The organism is Massilia timonae (assembly GCF_001866515.1).
In the GTDB taxonomy this organism is placed as follows: domain Bacteria; phylum Pseudomonadota; class Gammaproteobacteria; order Burkholderiales; family Burkholderiaceae_D; genus Telluria; species Telluria timonae.
The window spans coordinates 3,289,192-3,308,377 of sequence record NZ_JRYB01000001.1 but is presented as its reverse complement, the minus strand read 5'-3'; the positions used below and the strand labels follow the sequence as shown (position 1 = coordinate 3,308,377).

At 65.6% G+C, this 19,186-nt stretch carries 15 protein-coding genes; 7 read left to right on the top strand and 8 right to left on the bottom strand.

Annotated elements, in window-relative coordinates; genetic code table 11:
* Positions 1 to 12: 12 nt before the first annotated feature.
* Genes LO55_RS14250 through LO55_RS14235 form a run of 4 tightly spaced genes read right to left on the bottom strand, consistent with a single transcriptional unit; the run spans position 13 to position 4,739 of the window.
* Positions 13 to 627, bottom strand: coding sequence for a tRNA-uridine aminocarboxypropyltransferase (locus LO55_RS14250; protein ID WP_071361954.1), 615 nt, complete (start codon positions 625 to 627; stop codon positions 13 to 15).
* Positions 609 to 1,991: an efflux transporter outer membrane subunit gene (locus LO55_RS14245; RefSeq protein WP_083415328.1), complete on the bottom strand. Its 1,383-nt coding sequence runs from the start codon at positions 1,989 to 1,991 to the stop codon at positions 609 to 611. The genes LO55_RS14250 and LO55_RS14245 overlap by 19 nt, the downstream gene beginning before the upstream one ends.
* A complete protein-coding gene (locus LO55_RS14240) occupies positions 1,988 to 3,064 on the bottom strand; it encodes an HlyD family secretion protein (protein ID WP_071361953.1) in 1,077 nt (358 codons plus the stop codon). The genes LO55_RS14245 and LO55_RS14240 overlap by 4 nt, the downstream gene beginning before the upstream one ends.
* Position 3,065: 1 nt before the next feature.
* Positions 3,066 to 4,739 carry an MFS transporter gene (locus tag LO55_RS14235; protein ID WP_005666302.1) on the bottom strand — a complete coding sequence of 558 codons (1,674 nt, stop codon included), beginning with the start codon at positions 4,737 to 4,739 and terminating at the stop codon, positions 3,066 to 3,068.
* 198 nt (positions 4,740 to 4,937) lie between these two features.
* On the opposite strand from LO55_RS14235, the gene LO55_RS14230 reads away from it, so the two are divergent.
* Together LO55_RS14230 and LO55_RS14225 are read left to right on the top strand one after the other, a co-directional pair.
* Positions 4,938 to 6,212 carry a dienelactone hydrolase family protein gene (locus LO55_RS14230; protein ID WP_071361952.1) on the top strand — a complete coding sequence of 425 codons (1,275 nt, stop codon included), beginning with the start codon at positions 4,938 to 4,940 and terminating at the stop codon, positions 6,210 to 6,212.
* A 164-nt stretch (positions 6,213 to 6,376) separates the two neighbouring features.
* Complete coding sequence (locus LO55_RS14225) at positions 6,377 to 7,570, top strand: esterase/lipase family protein (protein WP_071361951.1); 1,194 nt, start codon at positions 6,377 to 6,379, stop codon at positions 7,568 to 7,570.
* Positions 7,571 to 7,573: 3 nt separating this feature from the next.
* Here the strand turns inward: LO55_RS14225 and LO55_RS14220 are convergent, their stop codons facing one another.
* Together LO55_RS14220 and LO55_RS14215 are read right to left on the bottom strand one after the other, a co-directional pair.
* Positions 7,574 to 8,113, bottom strand: coding sequence for a DUF2325 domain-containing protein (locus LO55_RS14220; protein WP_071361950.1), 540 nt, complete (start codon positions 8,111 to 8,113; stop codon positions 7,574 to 7,576).
* A gap of 96 nt (positions 8,114 to 8,209) precedes the next feature.
* Complete coding sequence (locus LO55_RS14215) at positions 8,210 to 10,117, bottom strand: hybrid sensor histidine kinase/response regulator (protein WP_071361949.1); 1,908 nt, start codon at positions 10,115 to 10,117, stop codon at positions 8,210 to 8,212.
* A gap of 240 nt (positions 10,118 to 10,357) precedes the next feature.
* Here LO55_RS14215 and LO55_RS14210 point away from each other — a divergent pair, with 240 nt between their 5' ends.
* Together LO55_RS14210 and LO55_RS14205 are read left to right on the top strand one after the other, a co-directional pair.
* Positions 10,358 to 12,601, top strand: a complete 2,244-nt coding sequence (locus tag LO55_RS14210) for an ATP-binding protein (protein ID WP_071361948.1) — start codon at positions 10,358 to 10,360, stop codon at positions 12,599 to 12,601.
* A gap of 11 nt (positions 12,602 to 12,612) precedes the next feature.
* The gene (locus tag LO55_RS14205; RefSeq protein ID WP_071361947.1) at positions 12,613 to 13,068 is read left to right on the top strand and encodes a response regulator; all 456 of its coding nucleotides are present in this window, start codon (positions 12,613 to 12,615) and stop codon (positions 13,066 to 13,068) included.
* Here LO55_RS14205 and LO55_RS14200 read toward each other — a convergent pair.
* Positions 13,050 to 14,699 carry a response regulator gene (locus tag LO55_RS14200; protein ID WP_071361946.1) on the bottom strand — a complete coding sequence of 550 codons (1,650 nt, stop codon included), beginning with the start codon at positions 14,697 to 14,699 and terminating at the stop codon, positions 13,050 to 13,052. The genes LO55_RS14205 and LO55_RS14200 overlap by 19 nt on opposite strands.
* A 188-nt stretch (positions 14,700 to 14,887) precedes the next feature.
* Here LO55_RS14200 and LO55_RS14195 point away from each other — a divergent pair, with 188 nt between their 5' ends.
* Genes LO55_RS14195 through LO55_RS14185 form a run of 3 tightly spaced genes read left to right on the top strand, consistent with a single transcriptional unit; the run spans position 14,888 to position 16,107 of the window.
* Positions 14,888 to 15,178, top strand: a complete 291-nt coding sequence (locus tag LO55_RS14195; RefSeq protein ID WP_071361945.1) for a hypothetical protein — start codon at positions 14,888 to 14,890, stop codon at positions 15,176 to 15,178.
* A gap of 60 nt (positions 15,179 to 15,238) precedes the next feature.
* Positions 15,239 to 15,679, top strand: a complete 441-nt coding sequence (locus tag LO55_RS14190) for a YeeE/YedE family protein (protein WP_071361944.1) — start codon at positions 15,239 to 15,241, stop codon at positions 15,677 to 15,679.
* A complete protein-coding gene (locus LO55_RS14185; protein ID WP_071361943.1) occupies positions 15,676 to 16,107 on the top strand; it encodes a DUF6691 family protein in 432 nt (143 codons plus the stop codon). Before LO55_RS14190 ends, LO55_RS14185 begins: the two co-directional genes overlap by 4 nt.
* Positions 16,108 to 16,414: 307 nt before the next feature.
* Here LO55_RS14185 and LO55_RS14180 read toward each other — a convergent pair whose 3' ends face one another.
* Positions 16,415 to 19,045: an AAA family ATPase gene (locus tag LO55_RS14180; RefSeq protein WP_071361942.1), complete on the bottom strand. Its 2,631-nt coding sequence runs from the start codon at positions 19,043 to 19,045 to the stop codon at positions 16,415 to 16,417.
* Between the last annotated feature and the right edge of the window lie 141 nt (positions 19,046 to 19,186).

Sequence of the window (19,186 nt, the reverse complement as noted above, 5' to 3'; positions counted from 1 at the left end):
CGGGTGCCGAATTCAAGCGCGCACGTACGCTGCCTGTTGTGAAACAAACCCATCGAAGGCGTCCAGCAGCGCCCCGTAGCGCGCGCCATCGCCTTCGAGCTGGCCCAGCGCCTGCGCCGCCGCTTCCAGGCTCGACAGCTGGTGCAGTGCATGCGCCTTGCGGATGCGGTAGTTGGACGGCGCCACGTCGGTCAGCGCCAGCCGCGGCAGCTTCTGCAGCGCCGGATTCAGGTACAGCATCTTGCGGCTCTTGCGCCAGGTGGCGTCGAGCACCACCAGGCGCAGCGAGGACGCGGGCAACGCAGGAAACGGCAGCGGCAGGCTCGGGTCGTCCGGCGTGTGCGGATACAGCAGCACCGGCGTGCGTCCGCCGGCATGCAGCAGGCCGTCCAGCACGTCCGCATCGAACGCTTCACCGACCGCCAGCTCGCTGCCCGCCACGCTCAGGTGCAGCAGCCGCCCGCTGTTCTTGGCGTTGCCGACCTCGAGCGGATGGAGCAGGACCAGCAGCGCGGCCTGGGGCGCGACCGGCGCGATCCAGCGGCAGATGCAGGCCGACTGCGCGCGCAGGCACACGGCGCAAACCGCACGTTTCGCGACGACTGCACTCACTGCGCCGGCGTCCATCCACCGCCCAGCGCCCGGTACAGGTCGACGTGGGCCGCCAGCAGGCTGGTGCGCAGCTGCAGCGCATTCAGGTCGGCGTTGAAGGCCGTGCGCTGCGCGTCGAGCTCCTCCAGATAGGAAGCGTAACCGTTGCGATAGCGGTTGCCCGCCACCCGCAGCACCTCGCCCGCCGCCCGGCGCCGCGCCTCGGCCTCCACCAGCTGCCGCTGCAAGCCGTCGATCGAGGCCAGCGCATTGTCCGTTTCGGCGAACGCGGTGCGCACCACGGTCTCGTAGGTGTACACCGCGCGGTCGCGCACCGTGCCCGCGATCTCGGCCTGCGCGCGCAGCCGGCCGGCGTCGAACAGCGGCGCCAGCACGCTGCCGCCGATGCTCCACAATTCGGTCGGAGAGCGCAGCAGCTGCGACAGGCTGTGTCCCTGCGCGCTCAGCGAAGCCGTCAGGCGGATCGACGGCAGCAGCGCATCGCGCGCCACCGCCAGGCTGGCGTCGCTGGCGGCCACCAGGCGCTCGGCCTGGGCGATGTCGGGACGCCGGCGCAGCAGTTCCGACGGCAGCCCCGGGGCCGGCCGCGGTTCATGCAATGCCTTGAGTTCGGCGCCGCGCGCCACCGGGCCGGGACTGGCGCCGAGCAGCACGTTCAGCGCCTGCTCCTGCAGCGCGATCTGGCGCTCCAGCTGCGGCACGGTGGCGGCGGTCGAGTGCAGCTCGGCCTCGGCCTGCGACATCTCCAGGCGCGAGCTGTAGCCGACCTCGAACTGGTGGCGCGCCAGTTCGAACGAGCGCTCGCGCGATTCCAGCGTCGCCCTGGCCAGCGCCAGCTGGGCGTCCAGGCCGAGCAGGTTCAGGTAGCCGGACGCCGTGTTGGCGGCCACCGCCAGCGCCGCCGCCTCCAAGGCCGCTTCCTGCGACAGCGACTCGAAGCGCGCCGCCTCCACGCTGCCGGCGATGCGGCCGAACAGGTCCAGCTCATAACTGGCCTGCACCGCGCCGACCACCGAGGTGGTCTCGACCGGGTCGCCGAACGGGCCGATCGTGCGCGCGCGCATCGGCCCCAGCGACAGGTTCAGTGCCGGCAGCCGCGCGCTGTCGGCCACGCGGATGCGCGCCTGGTATTCCTGCAGACGCGACCTGGCGATCTTGAGGTCGCCGTTATTGTCGAGCGCGCGCCGCACCAGGGAGTCGAGCACCGGATCGCCGAAGGCGCGCCACCAGTCGCGCTCGATGGCCGCGTTGGCGCCATCGCTCGCGGTGCGCCAGGCCGGCGGCACGGTGAGCGACGGTTCCGGCGCCGGCTGCGGCGCCATCGCGCAGGCCGACAGCAGCCACGGCAGCGCCGCCAGGACGAGACCGCGCCGCCTCACCGTGCGGCTCCGACGTGCGCCGTATCGATCGTGGTCACCACCGACATGCCCGGCCGCAGGCGCGCGGCCAGCGGCTGGTTCGGATCGATGCTGATCCGAACCGGAATCCGTTGGGCGATCTTGACGAAGTTGCCGGTGGCGTTGTCCGGCGCGATCACCGAGAATTCCGAACCGGTCGCCGGCGAGATGCGTTCGACGTGGCCGCGCAGGCGCGCATTGCCCAGCGCGTCGACGCTGAAGGTCACCGGCTGGCCGACGGCCACGTTGGCCATCTGCGTTTCCTTCATGTTGGCGATGACCCACATCGTGTCCGGCACCAGGGCCGTGAGCTGGGCGCCGGCATTGACGAACGCCCCCAGGCGCACCGTCACCTGGCCCAATTGGCCGTCGCGCGGCGCGGTGATGCGGGTATTGGCCAGGTCGATCTCGGCCAGCTTCACCGCGGCTTCGGCATTGGCGACCGCCGCCTCGAGCGCGGCGCGGTTGACGTCGACCGAGCGCAGGTTCTGGCGCGCGATCTCGATCGCGGCGCGCGACTGGTCGCGGCTGGCGCTGGCCTGGGCCTGCGTCGCGCGCGCGGCGTCGAGTTCGCGCGCCGACAGCGAACCGTCGGCCGCCAGCTGTTCCACGCGGCGCAGGTCGGCCTGGGCGCGCCGGGCCTGGGCCTCGTTCGACGCCAGCAGCGCCTGGTTCTGGGCGATGGTGGCGCGCGCGCTCGACTGGCTCTGGGCGAAATTGGCGAGCGCCGCCTGGCGGTTGGCCAGCTCGGCGCGCGCCTGCGCCAGGCGCTGGGTCGGGATGCGCTCGTCGATGCGCATCAGCAGTTCGCCCTGTTTGACGTGCTGGAAATCCTGCACCCGCACCTCGACCACGTAGCCGCTCAGCTGCGGACTGATGATCGTCACCTGGCCGCGCACCAGCGCATTTTCGGTGCTCTGCAATGTGCTGCGAAACGGCGGCAGGTTCCAGGCATACAGCACGATCAACACGCCGGCGATGGCGATAGCGCCGAACGCGAGGGCGCTCAGCAGGATGCGTCTGGAACGGTTTGGTACGGTCGATGGTTCTGGCATATTAATCGGTCACGGGGTCGGGTGGTGGTGGGGTTCCCGGCTTGGGCGCGGGGGTCGGCACGGCTTGCACGGCCGGGAAGCAGTGCAGCCACACGGCATGCAGGAAGATCCAGGCCGCGCTCGCCGCGGCCAGGGCGGCCAGCACCAGGAACACGTCGTTATAGGCGAGGATATTGGCTTCGCGCGTCGCGGTCGTCGACAGCGATTGCAGGCTCTGGCGCGTCGCGGCGGCGGGGTCGGCCAGCAGGCGCCCGGCCGCGGCGGCGCCGGACTGGATGCGGCTGGCCACCAGCGGATCCAGGCTCGAGAGGCCCTCGACGATCAGCGACGAATGGTATTTTTCGCGGATCACCTGGAAGGTGCCCACCAGGCTCGAACCGAGCAGGCTGCCCAGGTTCTGCGTGAGGCCGAACAGCACCGAAAAGCTGATCAGGTTCTGCGGATTCGGGATCACGGCGCCGAGCAGCGACACCACCAGGGGGCCGAGGAACAGCGTGCCGCCGAAGGCGAGCAGGCTCTGGCTCAGGTACATCTGCTCGGGCCGCGTCTGGTTGCTGGCATGGGCGTCGATCCAGGCGCCCAGCGCCATGCACAACAGCGCGATCACCTGCGGCGCCACCAGGTGCTTGACGTTGATGGTCAGCGCCGACACCACGATCCCGGCCACCGTGGCGGCCAGCACGATCGCGTACAGGGTCTGCAGCTGGTCGTTGTCCAGGCCCACGGCGCGCAGGAAGCCGACCGCGCCCACGCTCTGCTCCGACAGCACGATGCGCACCAGCAGCATCGACAGCGCCAGGCGCGCGATATTGCCGCTGGCCAGCCAGCGCAGGTTCAGCAGCGGATTGGCGCGGTTATGCTCGACGCATAGCGCGGCCGCCAGCAGCAGGATCGCGCCGGCCAGCGCCATCCCGATCCAGGCACGCTCGAACCACCACTCCACCCGGCCGAAGCTGATCGCCGCGCACAGCAGCGCCATGCCCGGCGCGAACAGCGCGAAGGTGACGAAGTCGGTCGGCCGGAAGGCCTTGATGTAGTCGCCCGGCGGCAGCTTGAGCAGCAGCACGGCGCCGAGCGACACCAGGGCCAGGCCCAGCTCGAACAGGTACAGGCCGCGCCATTCGGCGATCTGCAGCAGGTCGTTGGAAAAGATGTAGGCCAGCGGCAGCGCCAGCTGGGCCGCCCCCATCGCCAGCGCCACCCCGCGCAGGCGCCATTCCTTCTTGAACCCTTGCAGGATGTAGTACAGGCCGAGCGGCGACACCGCCGCCGCCAGCATGCCGTGGGCGGCGCGCACCGCGATCGCCGAAGCGAGGTCGTTGACGAACAGGTGGGCGAAGGTCACCAGCGCATACAGCACTAGGAAGATCTCGGTGAACAGGCGCAGGCCGAACTGTTGCCGGAATTTCACCAGCAGCAGGTTCATCGAGGCGTTGGCCATCACGTAGGCGGCCGGCAACCAGGTGGTTTCGGTGGAATACGCGCCCAGCACGCCCTGCAGGTGAACCAGGTTGACGGTCACCAGTGCGTTGCCGAGACCACCCGTAATCGTGATCAGGACGCCGACGAACAGGTAGGCGAAGCGCAGTGGGGTCGGATGTGCCGGCGTGGACGGCGAGCCGGGCATCATCGGCCTTTCGTCGGGTGCCCACTCGCGCGGCGCATACTTGCTCATGCGTAATTTCCCTTACCACTCATAGGGAGGCGATGATACTCCTTTGTAAAAAAACGCGTCGGATGTCACTTTCGCCACACACAAAAATATACCTGTCGATCTGGTCAACCGGATATTGCTCTCAAGATTTACTCGTCCTAGACTCGGGTTTATGCCGTAAGGAAATTGTTCCGTATGGCAGCATTACCAGAGTCATCCATGTCGAGAACACCGTCCGTCCGCACCCTGATCTCCACTTCGATTGCCGTGCTGGCCATGCTGCCAGCCGTGGCGCACCTGCGGGAACTGCCGGCTGCCGCCCCTGCCCAGCTCGATTACCGCATGAACGAGCACGTCGTCCAGGTGCCCGCCGGCGATGGCGGCGTCACGCTCGAGACCACCGTGTTCCAGCCGGACGGTCCCGGCCCCTTCCCGCTGATCGTCATCAACCATGGCAAGGATCCCGGCCGCCCCAGCCTGCAGCCGCGTGACCGCTTCTATTACATGGCCAGCGCCTTCGTGAAGCGCGGCTATGCAGTGATGGTGCCGATGCGCCAGGGCTTTTCGAAGTCGGGCGGCCGCTACCGCGACCATGGCTGCGACATGACGGCCAATGGCTATACGCAAGCCGAAGACATCCGCTCGACGCTCGACTATGCGCGCCGCCAGCCCTGGGTCGATGCTGAGCGCATGGTGGTGGCCGGCCAGTCGTATGGCGGCCTGGCCACGATCGCCCTCGGCACCGAAGACCTGCCGGGCGTGCGCGGCCTGATCAACTTCGCCGGCGGCCTGCGCGACGACAGCGACCGCTGCGCCTGGCGCTCGCAGCTGGTGTCGGCCTTCGCCGAATACGGCGCCAAGGCGAAGGTGCCGAGCCTGTGGATGTATGGCCAGAACGACTCGCTGTTCGGCCCGGAACTGGCCGGACGCATGCACGCTTCCTACGTCCAGGCCGGCGGCCGCGGGCGCCTGGTGGAATTCCCGTCGTTCAAGCGCGATGCCCACGGCATGCTGGCCAGCCGCGACGGCGAGAAGGTGTGGCTGCAAGATACGGAACGCTTCCTGAAAGAGATCGGCATGCCGACCGCGGTCGTGGTCGACGTCCCGCCTCCGCCCAGCCAGCCGCGCACCGATTACGCCGGGGTCGACGACGTCGACGCCGTGCCCTTCCTGTCCGAGCACGGCCGCCGCGCCTACCGCGACTACCTGACCAAGATGACGCCGCGCGCCTTCGCCGTGTCGCCGAGCGGCGGCTGGACCTGGGCCGAGGAAGGCGAAGACCCGGAAGGCCGCGCGCTGGCCACCTGCTCGGCCAAGAGCAAGGATCCGTGCCGCCTGTACTCGGTCGACGACTACGTGGTGTGGACCGACGGCCGCCTGGAGCAGGCCGAGAAGGCGGCGGCCACCGCCTCGACCGCGCCGTCGCCGGGCGCCACGCCGGCGACGGCGGTCTCGGAGCCGACCACGTCGGTCGGCAGCACCACGGTGCGCTGATCGTCCAAGCAATCAACGCAAGGAATGTCGCACGGCGTTGTCAAGCGGCATGCGCATGTTTCCTTGCGTGAAGTTTAATTCCTTCGCCGCGGGTCGACACAGCGCAAACCCGACCGTCGTCCTACCTCCGACAATGTGCTTGACGCATTTATCGGAGAAGCCAGATGGTTCGATTCGCTCGCGCCTGCGCCGCCCTGCTGGTTGCGCTGGGCATGTTCGCCGCTCCCGCCTGCAGCGCGGCAAATAACTATCCCGTCATCCTCGTCCACGGCTTCCTCGGCTTCGGACCCGAGGAATTCCAGCACAGCGGCTTCAATTACTGGGGCGGCTATGGCGACATCGCCTCGCAGATGCAGATCTACCGCGGTCCACGCGCCGTGTTCGCCGCGGCGGTCGGCCCGATCTCGTCCAACTGGGACCGCGCGGCCGACCTGTATGCCCAGATCAAGGGCGGCTGTGTCGACTATGGCAAGGCCCATGTGCGCGACCACGGCTTGCCGGGCCAGGTGCAAAAGCCGCCCGGCAAATGCTGGGCCGCCGACCCGCGCAACAACCCGCAAGACTATCCGCTGGCCCTGTACCCGGCCTGGGACCAGGACCATCCGATCCACATGATCGGCCATAGCCAGGGCGGCACCACGATCCGGGCGCTGATCGAGCTGCTCGAACACGGCTCGCCGCAAGACGAAGGCGATGGCGAACTGTTCAAGGGCGGCAAGGTCGGCTGGATCCGCAGCGTGACCACGATCTCGGCGCCGCACAACGGCACCACCCTCACCGATGCCGTGTTCAACATCCTGCCGGGCATCCGCCTGCCGCTGCGCGACGTGCTCGGGCACCGGGTGGCGGGCTGGGAACTGGCGCCGGACGGCGCGCGCGAATTCAATCTATGGGCGCGCACCTCGCCGCACATCTATTATTTTTCGGTCGGCACGGTAGCCACCGAAGGCGGCGCCTGGTGCTGCAACGGCACCGACCGCGTGGTCGCCCCTGTCCAGACCACGCTGTTCCAGTATGCGCGCGCCGACATGATCCCCTATTTCAAATCGTTCGCCGGCGAGTGGATCGTGCCCTCGGTGGCGCAGCGCGGCATGGGCAGCTATACCCTCGACCTGCCCAACCGCGTGAAGATCGACAGCGACTGGTTCTCGAACGATGGCGTGGTCAACACGATCAGCATGCGCTCGCCGAGCGGCCACCCGGCGCGCGACTACGACGGCACGGCCGTGCGCGGGGCCTGGAATTTCCTCGGCAACTACAAGGGCTACGACCACTTCGACATCCTGAACTGGCCCAACCAGGGGCCGTCGGCCGACAAGCTCTATGAGCAGATCAGCGACATCATCTTCGCCTTGTAAGCCTCAGGCGAGGCTCCCGATGCGCACGATGTGCACCCGGTCGGGCTGGTCGACCAGCATGCACACCTTGCCGCTGCGCTTGCAGTGGTCCTGCACGCGCCAGTAGTCGCCATGGCTCAGGCAACCGGTCTGGCAGATCACCAGGTCCGCCGCTTCCAGGCTGGCTTCGAGGCTGGCGTCGAGTGCGCGCGGCAAGGCGTCGTCGGTCCGCGCAGCATGGCCGGCCAGTTCGCGCGCATGCAGCCGGCGCGTCAGTTCGTGCACGCGCGCCTGCAAGGCCTCGACCTGGCGGCCCATGGCCGCGCGCCGCTTCAGGCCAGGCGCCGCCTCTTCGAGCGCGGCGCGGTCTTCGCGTTCCCAGGCCAGCGCGCTGAGGCTGCGGATCGCCGCCGCCCGCGTGCGCACCAGATCGGCATCGAGGCGACGGATGCGCTCGGCCTGCTCGTGCAACAGGGCCGTGCAGCGCGCCTGGAGTTGGGCATGGGCGCGCAACAGCGCCCCGTGCTCGCATAGCAGTCGATCGACGTCCCGTTCGGCCAGCATCGGCACCCCCTGTGAAAACCACGGCGCACCGCGCGCCGTAGGCACCATATTAAATGAGAATGATTCTCATTTCAATGCAAACGCTTCGCCAGGCGCCTAGTGCGCGCTGCGCAGGCTCCTGGCCAGGTCTGACAGCCGGTACGGCTTGCTGACGAAGGCGAACTCCCCCAGCCGCGAGCGGTCGAGCTTCAATGCCGGCTGCGGATAGCCCGAGGCCAGCATCACCTTCACGTTCGGATAGTTGTTGCGCGTGTAGGCCGCCAGCTCGATGCCGTTCATCCCGTTCGGCATCACGACGTCGGTAAACAGGATGTCGATGTCGCGGCTGGCCAGCAGGTTCAGGGCGTCGCTGCCGCTGGCGGCGGTCATGACGTCGTAGCCCATGCTCAGGAACAGCGAGGAGGCGACGTCCAGCAGGTCGGGTTCGTCCTCGACGATCAGCACGGTCTCGGTCTCGATCTGCGCCAGGTCGTGCGCGTGCGAGGTCACGGCCGGCAGCCAGATAATGATGCTGGTGCCCTCGCCCACCGTGCTCTCGATGGTCACCTCGCCGCCCGACTGCTTGATGAAGCCGTACACCTGCGACAGGCCGAGGCCCGTGCCCTTGCCCACTTCCTTGGTGGTGAAGAAGGGTTCGAAGGCGCGCGCGATGGTCTCCGGCGTCATGCCGGTGCCGGTGTCGCTCACGCTCAGGCGCAGCCAGGGGCCGGCCGCCAGCGCCGCGTGTTCGCCCTCGGCCAGCACCACGCCCGCGGTCTCGACCACGATGCGCCCGCCGCCCGGCATGGCGTCGCGCGCATTGACCACCAGGTTCAGCACCGCCGACTCCAGCCGCGCGGCGTCGATCACGGCGTTCGGCGCCCTGGGGTCGAGCTTGAGCACGAAGTCGATCGATGAATTGGCGGCGCGCCGCAGCACCGATTCGAAGCCGCTGATGATGCGGTTGACGTTGCGCGTTTCGGGTTCCAGCGGCTGCTGGCGCGCGAAGGCCAGCAGTTGCTGGGTGAGCGTGGCGCCGCGGTCGATCGCGCGCCGCATGCTGTCGAGCGTCTTGGCGTCGCCGCCCGGGCTGCGCTGCATGCTCAGCACCTCGAGGCCGCTCGAGATCACCGACAGCAGGTTGTTGAAGTCGTGCGCGATGCCGCCGGTGAGCTGGCCGATCGACTCCATCTTCTGGGCCTGGAACAGCGCCGCCTGGGCTTTGTCCAGCGCCTCGGCCGCCGCCTTCTTCTCGGTCAGGTCGCGCGTGATCTTGGCATAGCCCAGCAGGCGTCCGTCGTCGCCGCGGATGGCGTCGATCACGACGTTGGCCCAGAACCGGGTGCCGTCCTTGCGCACACGCCAGCCCTCGGCCTCGTAGCGGCCGACGTCGCCGGCCGCCGTCAGCGCGCGCGCCGGCAGGCCGCGCAGGCGGTCTTCGTCGGTGTAGAACAGCGAGAAGTGGTGGCCGACGATGTCGTCCTGGCTGTAGCCCTTGATGCGCTGGGCGCCCAGGTTCCAGTTCGACACCACGCCCTCGGGCGTGAGCATGTAGATCGCATAGTCGGTCACGCCCTGCACCAGCAGGCGGAAGCGCTGCTCGCTCTCGCGCAGCAGGTCCTCCGCCTGCTTCTTTTCGGTGACGTCGCGCGTGATCTTGGCAAAGCCGATCAGCTCGCCGCCGGCATCGCGGATCGGATCGATCACCACGTGGGCCCAGAAGCGGCCGCCGTCCTTGCGCACGCGCCAGCCTTCGGATTCGTAGCGGCCATGCGCCAACGCGTGGGCAAGGGCCTGCGCCGGCAGGCCGGACGCGCGGTCCTCGGGCGTGTAGAAACGGGAGAAATGCTGCTGCAGGATCTCGTGCTCGAGATAGCCCTTGAAGCGCTGGGCGCCCGCATTCCAGCTGTTGACGTATCCCTGCGGGTCGAGCATGTAGATCGCATAATCGCTGATGCCGGCGATCAGGTACTGAAAACGCTGCTCGTCGGTCAGCGGCTGCTTGACGGGTAGTGAGGTGTCCATGGGGGGCAGTGCGACTTCCTGTCTGCTGAGTCCGGTAAAGTGGCCTATCATACATCTGCTCTGCCACAATTTGCCACGCGACTGTATGTGCACCTGCAACAATATTGGGTATCGAGATGTAACACCTGCGATAACACAAAGCCCAGTAAATCGTGCTTGGTAACAAGCAGTATATAAATTGCAGCAAGCTTTCACGCTACAATAGAGGCTCGTTTCTCCCGCTCGTCAGCATACGGCATCATGACCCAGCCCCTCCCCGACCATCTCGACATCACTGGCTGCGACAAGGAACCCATCCGCACGCCCGGAAGCATCCAGCCGCATGGCTTCATGCTGACCCTGTCGCCTGCGCTCGAGGTGTTGCAGGCCAGCGCCAACCTCGCTCACTGGAGCGGCGTCGACGCGCAGGCAGTGCTCGGCCGGCCGCTGGCCGACGCGATCGGGATGGCGGCCAGCGAACGCCTTACCCTGGAGCTGGGCAGCGGCACCCTGGGCCAGCGTCCCGGCTACCTCGGCACCGTCACGCTGGCCAACGGCCGCCATTTCGACGTGCTGGGGCATGCCTGGGACGGGCTGATCATCGCGGAATTCGAAACCGTCGAGCGCGCCCAGCCGGCCGAGTTCCGCCACCTGTATCCATTGATCACCGATTTCCTGGCGCGGGTCAACGAGCACGCCTCGATTCCCGCCCTGTCCGACTTGGCGGCGCGCCATGTGCGCTCGGTGACCGGCTACGGCCGCGTGATGGTCTACCAGTTCGACCCCAGCGGCCATGGCCGCGTGGTGGCCGAGTCGAAGGCGCCCGGTTACGATTCCTACCTGGGACAGTCGTTCCCGGCCAGCGACATCCCGGCCCAGGCGCGCGAGCTGTACACCTTGTCGCCGATCCGCCTGATCCAGGATGCGAACTACGAAGCTGCACCGCTGGTCCCGGGCGCCAACCCGGTCACCGGGAACCGCAACGACCTGTCGTTCGCCGCCCTGCGCAGCGTCTCGCCGGTGCACCTGCAGTACATGCGCAATATGGGCACGCTGGCCTCGATGTCGGTGTCGCTGATCGTCAAGGGCAAGCTGTGGGGCCTGATCTCCTGCCATAACGCCGAACCCTGCCCGGTGTCGGTCGAGAAGCGCACCGCCTGCGAGCAGCTGGGCCAGATCCTGTCGCTGTGCATCGAGACGCGCGAGGATGGCGCCGAGCTGCAGTTCCGCCTCGACGTGCGCCGCATCATGGTCGAGATGCTGGGCCACCTGACCAAGGGCGCCGACTTCCTCGACAACCTGAGCGGCGTGTTCCCCGAGCTGCTGCGCTTCGCGCGCGCCGGCGGCGTGGCGGTGGTGGTCGACGACCGCATCCTGACCTATGGCGACACGCCGGACGACAAGGCGATCCGCGCCCTGTCGACCTGGCTCGCCGTGCACGGCCATACCGAGCTGTTCCACACGAACCACCTGGCCGGCGCGTACCCGCCGGCGAGCGCGCTGACGGGCGTCGCCAGCGGCCTGCTGGCGCTGCCGATCTCGCGCATCCACCAGCACTACCTGCTGTGGTTCCGCCCGGAACTGGTGCAGACCGTGGAATGGGCCGGCAATCCCCATGAAAAGCAGGCGCCGCCGGGCGCGCCGACCCAGCTTTCACCGCGCCAGAGCTTCGCCGCCTGGCGCGAAACCATCCACGGCCACAGCCTGCCCTGGCACGCGGCCGAGATCGAACTGGCGATCGAGTTCCGCAGCGCCTTGCTCGGCATTGCGCTCGAGCGCGCCGAGCAGATGGCCGAACTGGCCGAGGAACTGACGCGCGCCAACAAGGAACTCGAAGCGTTCTCGTATTCGGTCTCGCACGACCTGCGCGCGCCGCTGCGCCACATCGTCGGCTTCTCCGACCTGCTGATCGAAGCGGCCGGCAGCGAGGACGCCGCCATGCGCGAGCGCTTCCTGAAGAACATCAAGCAGTCGGCGCGCCTGGCCGGCAAGCTGGTCGACGACCTGCTGTCGTTCTCGCAGATGGGCCGCGCGGCCCTGCGTCCGACCCAGGTCGACATGACCGAACTGGTCTCGGGCTGCATCGACAAGCTGGACCTGGAAATCGGCCAGCGCAAGATCGACTGGCACATCGACCGCCTGCCGACCGTGTGCGCCGACCCGAGCTTCCTGCACCTGGCGATGTTCAACCTGCTGTCGAACGCGGTCAAGTTCACCGGCGAGCGCGAGCAGGCCGTGATCCGCGTCTGGCACGAGGACGCCGGCCACGAGTACCTGTTCCACGTTGCCGACAACGGCGCCGGCTTCAATATGGACTACGTACACAAGCTGTTCGGCGTGTTCCAGCGCCTGCACCGCATGGAAGACTTCCAGGGCACCGGCATCGGCCTGGCCAACGTGCGGCGCATCGTCGAGCGCCATAACGGCCGCGTCTGGGCCAACTCGACACCCGGCGAAGGGGCAACGTTCTCCTTCAGCCTTCCAATACAAGACTCATCCAACTAAGGCGATTTCCCATGCTCAAGCCCATCCTCCTGGTGGAAGACAATCCCCACGACCTGGAACTGACGCTCATCGCACTGTCGAAGAGCCAGCTGGCCAATGAAGTCGTGGTGGTGCGCGACGGCGCCGAAGCGCTCGATTACCTGCACCGGCGCGGCGAGTTCGCCGAGCGCCAGCTGGGCAGCCCGGCCGTGATCCTGCTCGACCTCAAGCTGCCCAAGGTCGACGGGCTCGAGGTGCTGAAGGAAATCCGCAACTCCGACGGCCTCAAGTCGATCCCGGTGGTGATGCTGACCTCGTCCAAGGAAGAACAGGACGTGGTGCGCAGCTACCAGCTGGGCGTGAACGCCTACGTGGTCAAGCCGGTGGAATTCAACGAGTTCGTGCGCGCGATCGGCGACCTCGGCATCTTCTGGGCGGTGCTGAACGAACCGCCGCCGGGCTCGCGCCGCTACATCAAGCCGAAGTGAGTCGGCGCTGACGGCCGGTTGGCGGCGCGCTTCGCGCGCCGCAGCAGGTGGCGGATGCGCGCGCTGAGCGCGTCCGGATGGTAGGGTTTCTGCAGCAGGTGGACCGATGAGTCCAGCTTGCCTTCATGCGCCAGCACGCCCTCGGCATAGCCCGAGGTGTACAGCACCTGGCATTCCGGCAGGTGGCGGCGCACGATCTCGCCCAGCTGCAGACTGCTGACCGGCCCCGGCATGATCACGTCGGTGAACACCAGGTCGACATGGCGGCCACTCTCGACGATGGCGGCCGCCTCGGCCGCATCGCAGGCTTCCAGCACCTCGTAGCCCAGCGCCGACAGGATGCCGCAGGTCGACGAGCGCACCTCTTCTTCGTCCTCGACCACGAGGATGGTCTCCAGGCCGCCGGCCAGCGCCAGGTGCGGCGACGCATGGTCTTTCTCCGCCGGCGCGGAACTGCTGCGCGGCAGGTAGATGCGCACGCTGCTGCCCTTGCCCTCCTCGCTGTGCAGCACGATCTCGCCGCCCGACTGCTTCACGAAACCGTAGGCCATCGACAGGCCCAGCCCCGTCCCCTGCCCGGTCGGCTTGGTGGTGAAGAAGGGTTCGAAGGCGCGCCGCAGCACATCGGGCGGCATGCCCTTGCCGGTGTCGGCGATCTCGAGCATCACGTAGTCGCCGTCCGGCACCTCGGCCGGCAGCTCGTCGTCGGCGCCGACGTTGGCCCCGCGGATGGTGAGCGTGCCGCCATCGGGCATGGCGTCGCGCGCATTGATGACCAGGTTCAGCAGCACGTTGTTGAGCTGGTTCGGGTCGATCATGGTGCTGCCGAGGCCATGCGCGATCTCGGTGCGCACCAGGGTGCTGGCGCCGAGTACGCGGCGCGCCATATCGTCCATTTCGCGCAGCAGGTGACCAGGATCGATCACCACCGATTGCAGCGGCTGGCGGCGCGCGAAGGCAAGCAGGTGCGCGGCCAGCTTGGCGCCGCGCTCGACGCCCGACAGCGCCATCTCGACCCGCGCCCGCGCTGCGTCGTTCAGGTTGCCGACCAGCTTGAGCAGCTGCAGGTTGCCGCCGATGATCTGCAGCACGTTATTGAAATCGTGGGCGACGCCGCCGGTGAGCTGGCCGATCGCTTCCATCTTCTGCGCCTGCTGCAGGGCCGACTGGCTGGCGGCCAGCTCTTCCTGGCTGCGGCGCAGCGAAGCGAAGGCCTGGTCGCGCTCGCGCCGCGCGATGCAGGCGCCGCTGTGGTGGCGCACGCGCGCCACCAGCTCGCGCGGATCGGGCCACTTGACCATGTAGTCGCTGGCGCCGACGGCGAAGGCCTTGGCCTTGATGTCGGGATCGTCCTCGGACGAGAGCAGGATGACCGGGATGTCTTCGGTGTCGGGATGGGCGCGCAGGCGGGCGATCACGGCAAAGCCGTCGAGGCCGCCGGGCATGCGCAGGTCGACCAGCACCACGGTCGCGTCGACCTCGCGCGCCACCTGGACGGCGCGTTCCGGGCTGGATTCGTACATCAGCTGGTGACCGGCACAACCCTTCAGGCCGTGGGCAATGATGTCTTGGGCGAACGATTCATCGTCGATCAACAGCACGGAACAGCGGGTGGAGTCGTCTTCGATCATGCAACGGCGTCGCTTTCAGGGCTGGTGGAACGTTATTGCAAACTTGTAAGGGTTAATTTTACCTCAATACCATTTAACAAGGAGGAATTGACGTTATTTCCTTAGTGAAAATAGCGGGACAAGTCTTGTGCAGCTATTGATTACGCACCATATCTCATTGAGCAAGCAAAAACAACCCGGAGTGATACGTGGTCGATAACCTCTGCCCGCTGTGCGGGCGCATCCTGGGAACGGTCAATATCGACCGCCATCACCTGATCCCGAAGACCTTCAAGGGCAAGGAACAGTTCGCGATCCACAAGATCTGTCATCGCAAGATTCACTCGGCGCTCACCGAGCGCGAGCTGCTGCAGAGCTACCATACCTGGGAGGCGCTGCGCGGGCACGAAGACATCGCAGCCTTCATCGCCTGGGTGGCGAAAAAGCCGCCGGAGTTCTATACCCGTACTTACACATCCAACAAGAAAAAGAGCCGCTGAGCGATAGGCTGCCAACAACTTTGGCGCGCGTTCGCGGTCCAAGCTGGATTGGAGGACGCGATGAACGTCGACTGGGTCAATTTTACGCCGTGGCCGGCGCTGGCCGGCGGACTGCTGATCGGCCTCGCGGCAGGCGGCCTGCTGCTGTTCAACGGGCGCATCGCCGGCGTCAGCGGCATCCTGGGCGGCCTGCTGCATCCTGCCCCCGGCGAGAGCGGCTGGCGCCTGGCGTTTCTCGCCGGCCTGGCCGGCGCACCGCTGCTCTACAGCCTGGTGGCGACGCTGCCGCAAGCCGAGGTCGATGCGGGCTGGCCGGCCCTGGTCGTATCCGGCCTGCTGGTCGGCATCGGCACCCGCTACGGCGGCGGCTGCACCAGCGGCCACGGCGTGTGCGGCATGGCGCGCGGCTCACCGCGCTCGCTGGCCGCCACCGTCGCCTTCATCGGCGCCGGCTTCGCCGTCGTCTACCTGCTGCGCCATGTGTTCGGGAGCGTCGCATGAACATCCTGTTCGCCCTGTGGGCCGGCCTGCTGTTCGGGATCGGGCTGATTCTCTCCGAGATGACCAATCCGGCCAAGGTGCTGGCCTTTCTCGACCTGGCCGGCGCCTGGGATCCCTCGCTCGGCATCGTCATGGGCGGCGCGCTGCTGGCCGCGGCGCCGGCGTATGCGCTCGCACGGCGCCGGCGCCGCTCCTTGCTCGGCGAGCCGCTGCAGTTGCCCACTGCGACGCGTATCGACCGCCGGCTGCTGGCGGGCAGTCTGATATTCGGCGCCGGCTGGGGACTGGCCGGGTATTGCCCCGGGCCGGCGGTGGCGTCGGTCCTGGTGGGCGGGGTCAAGCCGCTGCTGTTCTTCCTGGCGATGGTGGCGGGGATGGGGATCTACGAATTGCTTCAACGGCACGGGGCTCAGCGCGCGGCCGCGTGAGGGGCACGACAGAAGCAAAAAAGGGCCGCATTCGCATGCGGCCCTTCTCTTGTTCTTGCTCCCCGACCTGGACTCAAATAGGGACTGCGGATTAACAGTCCGTCAGCCTTTTCGCCGAAGATCCGCATGGATACTAGTCTTCCGCGAAAACCATGGGAAATACTTCTTCGAATTCTATCGTCTCTCTTCTCGGATGCCGGAAATTTTTCGAAGAATATTCCCCGCTCTTAGACAGTTACGTGAACAGTTCACGGTCGAGATCTTACGAGGACAATGGATGGTCCTCCTTGATGGCCTTTCATCGGATCTAGGCTAACGGCCCATACTTACGGTTCGCGAATTCACCCACCCACGTGGCGAACTTCTCAATGTCCTCCTTCAAACCGTCGTAATCTGGAGGTTCGGCAGGAAGCTCGTTCGACTGCGAGTGCTCGAAGACTGAATAACGGGTCATAAGGTCTTCGACCATGGAGCAATCGTCTGGATTGATCTTCGCGAGCGCCCCGATTTTGTTCTTGGTTTCCACAGACCTCCTGAAGCGAGCGACGACGCCATTCAAAAGAACCTTCTCGACAGAGTTCTCGACAAGCGTCCGAAACGTGCTGCACATGTACTTTGCCTGTACCTCATAACCCGCAACGTCTTTGGCCTCCAATAATTTACGAAGCTTTGCCAATTCCTGGTCGCGCAATGCGTTGGCAGCTTTCTGCGTGTTTGAATTCTTGACTATCGACTTTTCCACAATACCCGAACTCGAACCGAGTTTGTGAAGAGTGTGGACCGTTAGCTTTACGGGCGGGATTTCCTTCGCTGCCTCGGCCTGCTTTTCGATCTTTCCAACGGCCTCCTCGAGCAATGAGATCATGGAAAGGCGGTGCGTGAACACGATGACCTGCCGTATCTTCGAGAGTTCGACAAGTCGATTAACTACGGCCTCCTCATAGGTCTGGTCGAGCGAGGAAATGGGATCGTCGAAGATGAACGGCGTTGGCTCGCCGGATCCAGCGATGTCCGCGAGAAATGCCGCAAGGGCGACCACTCGACTCTCGCCTTCGCTCAGGATATGTTTCGCATCGGTAGCGGCCTTGCCGCTCTTTATCGAGAGGCCAATGCTTACCTTGCCCTTCCCCTGTTTCCTGCTGGAGGTCGAGATCGGTATCTTCTTGCCGCCCAGCAGTGACAATTCGGACAGGAAGCGGTCCTGGTAGTCCTTCGTCAATTCGAGTTCACTGAGCTCGTTTACCTTCGTAGTTAGCGTGTTCGTCTTTGTCAGACCCAGCGCGGAATCGATCTCCTTCAGCTTCTTGCGGCGCTGTACTTCATCCACGACGGACTGCTTGTTCTCCGACAGCCATTTCATACATTGGAGTTCGGCCAGCCTGGCTTCGAGCGCCTTGCGCTTGTCATCGTTCTTTAGCTCGTTGAGGGTCTTCTGTTCCACTTCCAGAGCGCCCCTGAGCGTGCTGATTTTTTGTTCGAACGGTGTCCAGTCGAACTGCGGGATGCCCTTAGCGTCAGTCGACGATTGAATTGCGACCCACCGGGACTTCAGCAGTGCGTAGCTGGAATCTGTGAGCGCAGCATCTATTTGAAGGACCCCGCACTGGAGTTTCCAAGCGCCCTCCTCCGGCATGGTTGGGCCTTTTGACAGCAGGCTTTTGAGGTCCTCCTCTGCCCTCGCTGCAGCCGCTTCGAGACCGCCTTTGACGAACTGTTCGAAGGAAGCCAGCCGCACCTTGGCGTCGTCGTCGAGCTGCTGTTGGCAAAGGACGCATTGGCTTCCTTCGCCCGTGACAGGGAATGCCGTTCCGTTGTAGGCAGCGTGTTCCGAGTACTTCCGAGCCTCTTCCCAAAGAAACCGCCATGTTTCCTGTCCGACGCCTTCGAGGGAGGCCTTGGCAAATACCTTGTCCGCTTCTTCGCTGGCAGTCTTTCGCTTGGAGATGGCATCCGACCGCGCCTTCACGACAGCCCCCGCAGTATCGTCGTGAAATGCCTTACTCAGATTTGAGATATATTTCTCGGCCATGGCAATGGTGCTAAGGCTCGCGGTGATCGCAACGAGTCTCTCTGGAACGTTCTTCTGGTGGATGGCCTGCTCCGCGTTAAGCCTTTCGGTTTCGAGTTCCTGGCCAAACGTGCAGCGCGCATTGACATCGGCATCCTTCGTCGTAGCGGAAAGCGCCAAGATCCACTTGGCTCCTGTGGTGGATAGGAGGTTTCCCGGGACGCTGGGCATCTTTGACGGCAGCGCGCTCTTCCGGCGATTTAGATTGGTGGCCACCTCCTCGCAAATCTTGATTAGAGAGGTGACGAACCGGATCCTTCGCGGTTCATACGATGCCTCATTCTTCGGGCCGAAGTAGAGCGCTGCGGCGTGTGCGTCGAAGATATGTACCTTTTTCAGCAGTGCGCTCGTTGCACCGCTCAGCGTCCAGTCAACGCGTCTGTCCGCTCCTCCGTAAGTCAGGCAGACGGATGCGCTAGGAGCAACCGGCTTGTCTGAAAATACATTGGACAGGATATCCTCTTTGGCGCGCGAGCCACAAGCATGTTTAAGGAGCCTGGAATAGCCGGACTTTCCAGTCCCATTAGGGCCGTATATCGCGACCAGGGACGCATCCCCAAATTCCAGTTCTGCATCGCTGGAAATAGCATTGACACCATTTACCTTGTCCAGCCGGAGAAGGTGGAGATGGGGCCCCTTCTGCGCCTCTCCCAATGTTCCCACACCAAGCACTTTGAACTTGTCCTTTCCAGCCCCACACGACTCCTCGGCGCAAAGATTGGACAAGGCTTCGATTTCACCCGCATCCGGGAGGGCCCGCTTTTCGAGCATGTTTGAAGCTGCCGTCTGCAACCACTTGGGACGCGCTGCAATCCACGTATCGAAGGAATCGGCGGCAACAGCCGCCGCAGTCGAATCAGACATGTTCATGTTCTCCTGAGTAAATGAAGTAACGAAATTGCTCCCGACAGGCCCACCAGGAGAAGAAGGCGCATTTCGGCACCAAAATACTCAGATTTCCAAAAAATGCGTGAGAAATGAGCCATTCCACTAAGGGAAACGGGGCGCTTC